Consider the following 2,719-nt stretch of genomic DNA (forward strand, 5'->3'; position numbering starts at 1 on the left):
AAATCCTATCCACCGATAAAAGCGTGCAAATGATACAGTTAGAAAATTAAAGTGGGAATCTTCTGCAGCTTTTATTAAAAAAGCTATAGTAACAGGAGCGATAATAACAATTGGGGAGCCATCAATTATAATCACTACTCTACCTTGCAATAAGCATTCCACTGCAAAATCTGGTCTAGCTGTATCACCACAAAGAGGAAAAATAGATAAAGATTGTTTCGATACCATCTCTTGAATTTGAGTTGAACTAATTACGCCATCGATATCAATTAAAGTTAGACATTCTCGAATGTTATCTAAAATCTCTAAATTAACTACATCTTTTAAATATAATATCCCTATTTGAGTTTGGGTCCGTTTACCTAACGTCAACGTTTGATAAGACAAGGTGGGATGTCTTAATCTTTTACGAATAAGTGCCACGTTTGTTGAAATATCTTCAATAAAATTGTCTCTTGGCCCACGTACGGATATTTCGTAATTAGACTGTTCAGTAGAACGGTTTGGTTTATTTGAAGCATTGACAGAAAAAAAGGTAAGCGACTTAGGAAAATACAGAACTAAATTTCCGTTAAATATTTCCAAAGAGATAGACTCTAACCCTTCTCCCACTTTTAAAGGTGTCCACTCTAGCTCTTGTTGATACTTATGGATTTCTTCCTTTAAGAAAAGATATTGATGTTTTTGAGCTATTTTTTCTAATTGAGGAATAACAATCTGATTTATTTGTTTTTTGTCCACTAAACTTTCGCAATAAATGAAAAAGGTCTCAACAGCTTTTTCTTCACTCCCAATTTTATGGAGAACAACTTTGACATCCTCACTATTTTGATATGTTGAACGTATTTTTTCCTCATTTAATATTGGATTTGGTTTATAGATAGAAAATTTTCCATTACCCTCTTTTTTTGTATTCTGATTCCATCTTCGCAAGGATTATCTCTCCTTTCCTCTTTTTAGAAAAACTAAAAGTCCTAATACTATTGAAAAGGAAAGTAAAAATAAAAAAGTTAAATGAAAATAAACATTTTGTAAAAAACGAACAAATTCGATATCACTTATAGGAAGAAGAACAGCCACAAATGTAATTAGTGAACTGATTCCTATTAATACATTCCTTTTTTTCTCGTTTTTAAATGAAAATAATTGTCCAATAATATATAAACCAAAACTAATCCTAATAAATCCACCTGATAACCATTGGTAAATTGAAAAGAAATCTACATGTTCGATATACTTTCCTATCTTCAATAATCTCCATTCTTCGTAAGCAGGATACCTCTGATTAGAAGCCTCTTCAGGTCCAAAAATAGCAATAGAACCCAATAAAGGTCCAAGCGTTAAGCCTATCAATACTAAGCCGAGCATAATAAAACTCCGTGACTTGATATTCATTTTTAATTTATGTTGAATAAAAAATATTAAAGTCACTTCTAGCAGAGAACCTAAACTATAGACGGTTCCTTTGATAACGGGTGTCAATCCATTCTCAAGGATAGGGAATAATTGAGAATAATCCTTATGAGGAAAATTAAGACTCATAACGAAAAAGCCTAATGCAACAACAAATACTAATAAAAAACCTGAGAGAATAGATAAGGTTGTAAAGGTAGAAGTTGCAGCAAAAAAGCAGATAACTAAAAATAGCATTGCTAATATAGGCGCAGGACTTTGTGGGAAATAGGATGTAACGGTCCATACAATCATATCCTTTAAGGTAACTCCAATAAATAAGAGGATAAATATATATTAAAAAACATAATCCCCTTGCAATAATTTTGCCAAAATGGTTATTTAACCATGAATACAGATGTGTATGGTCTAATTTTTTCATAATAAATTGAATAAAAAGTAACCAACCGAGAATGAATCCTCCAGATAAGAGGACAGAAATCCACGAATCCCTCTTTGAGATCGCTAATAACATAGGAATTACCATTACGTGATTCATTAAGCCAATACTCATCATAAACAAAACAAATACTTGTGAAAAATTTGCTTTATGTGATTGCATTGTTAAACCTACTATCTGATTAGGATTTAATAATTAATGAGCAAATAAAATAAAATTTATTTCTAGGTTACTCAAAGGTATTCTTTCCATTTATTAATTAATTATCCATAAAACACCTCATATTATACTCATTAGCATCAAACCATCCCCACACGGTTTGGAATATTTTTGCGATAATCTCCTAAAGGAAGCGCTTCAGGTAAATGGTGATTACAACAATAAGGAAATTTCAATATAAAAAGCCTTATTTCTCGCCAACTTAATCGAGAAATAAGGCTTTTTTGTTCACTATAAACAGAGTTCTATTATTGAATATGTAAATTACTTAGGGATGACAGGAACCCAGAGTTCATGTCTTGGTTTATGATTCGGCCCGTAATAACATTCTATACATGGTAAATTTGCAAGTTCGTACTCGGAGGTAGGGACCCACTCGGAATATAATCGTTTCCATGCATCTACTATGTTCGGAAAAACTGCCCATGTACTTGCGGGAAGAATAAGCGTCTCCATATTTGAGGGGGGGTCACCATCGTATCTTACGCCCATGAAATAGGAAAACTTTTCATCTGTGATGGCTGCTTCTTTTCCGCAAACCCCCAGAAGGCTTTCAAGCGTGCATTTTGGGTTTTCCCATGACATATCTACTAGTTCTTGCATAAATCCATCTTTTTTCGCAGTGTTCCAAAGCGTAGGGATTGTTTT

Annotated in this window: 3 protein-coding genes; all 3 read right to left on the reverse strand. The window is 32.8% G+C overall.

Translation table 11 applies throughout. The features are described from left to right. A partial coding sequence (locus tag PDQ68_RS28420; RefSeq protein WP_270787161.1) for a spore germination protein occupies positions 1-933 on the reverse strand: 933 nt, incomplete at its 3' end. 3 nt (positions 934-936) lie between these two features. Then, positions 937-1,707 carry an endospore germination permease gene (locus tag PDQ68_RS28425; RefSeq protein WP_270787162.1) on the reverse strand — a complete coding sequence of 257 codons (771 nt, stop codon included), beginning with the start codon at positions 1,705-1,707 and terminating at the stop codon, positions 937-939. Between the two features lie 628 nt (positions 1,708-2,335). After that, a partial coding sequence (locus PDQ68_RS28430) for a GyrI-like domain-containing protein (RefSeq protein ID WP_144533874.1) occupies positions 2,336-2,719 on the reverse strand: 384 nt, incomplete at its 5' end.

This window comes from Bacillus cereus group sp. Bc010 (assembly GCF_027716745.1).
Lineage (GTDB): Bacteria > Bacillota > Bacilli > Bacillales > Bacillaceae_G > Bacillus_A > Bacillus_A pacificus.

What these genes read in the sequence shown, in the direction of transcription:
- PDQ68_RS28425 (WP_270787162.1), bottom strand. Translation starts at nt 1,707, where the DNA reads ATGATTGTATGGACCGTTACATCCTATTTCCCACAAAGTCCTGCGCCT.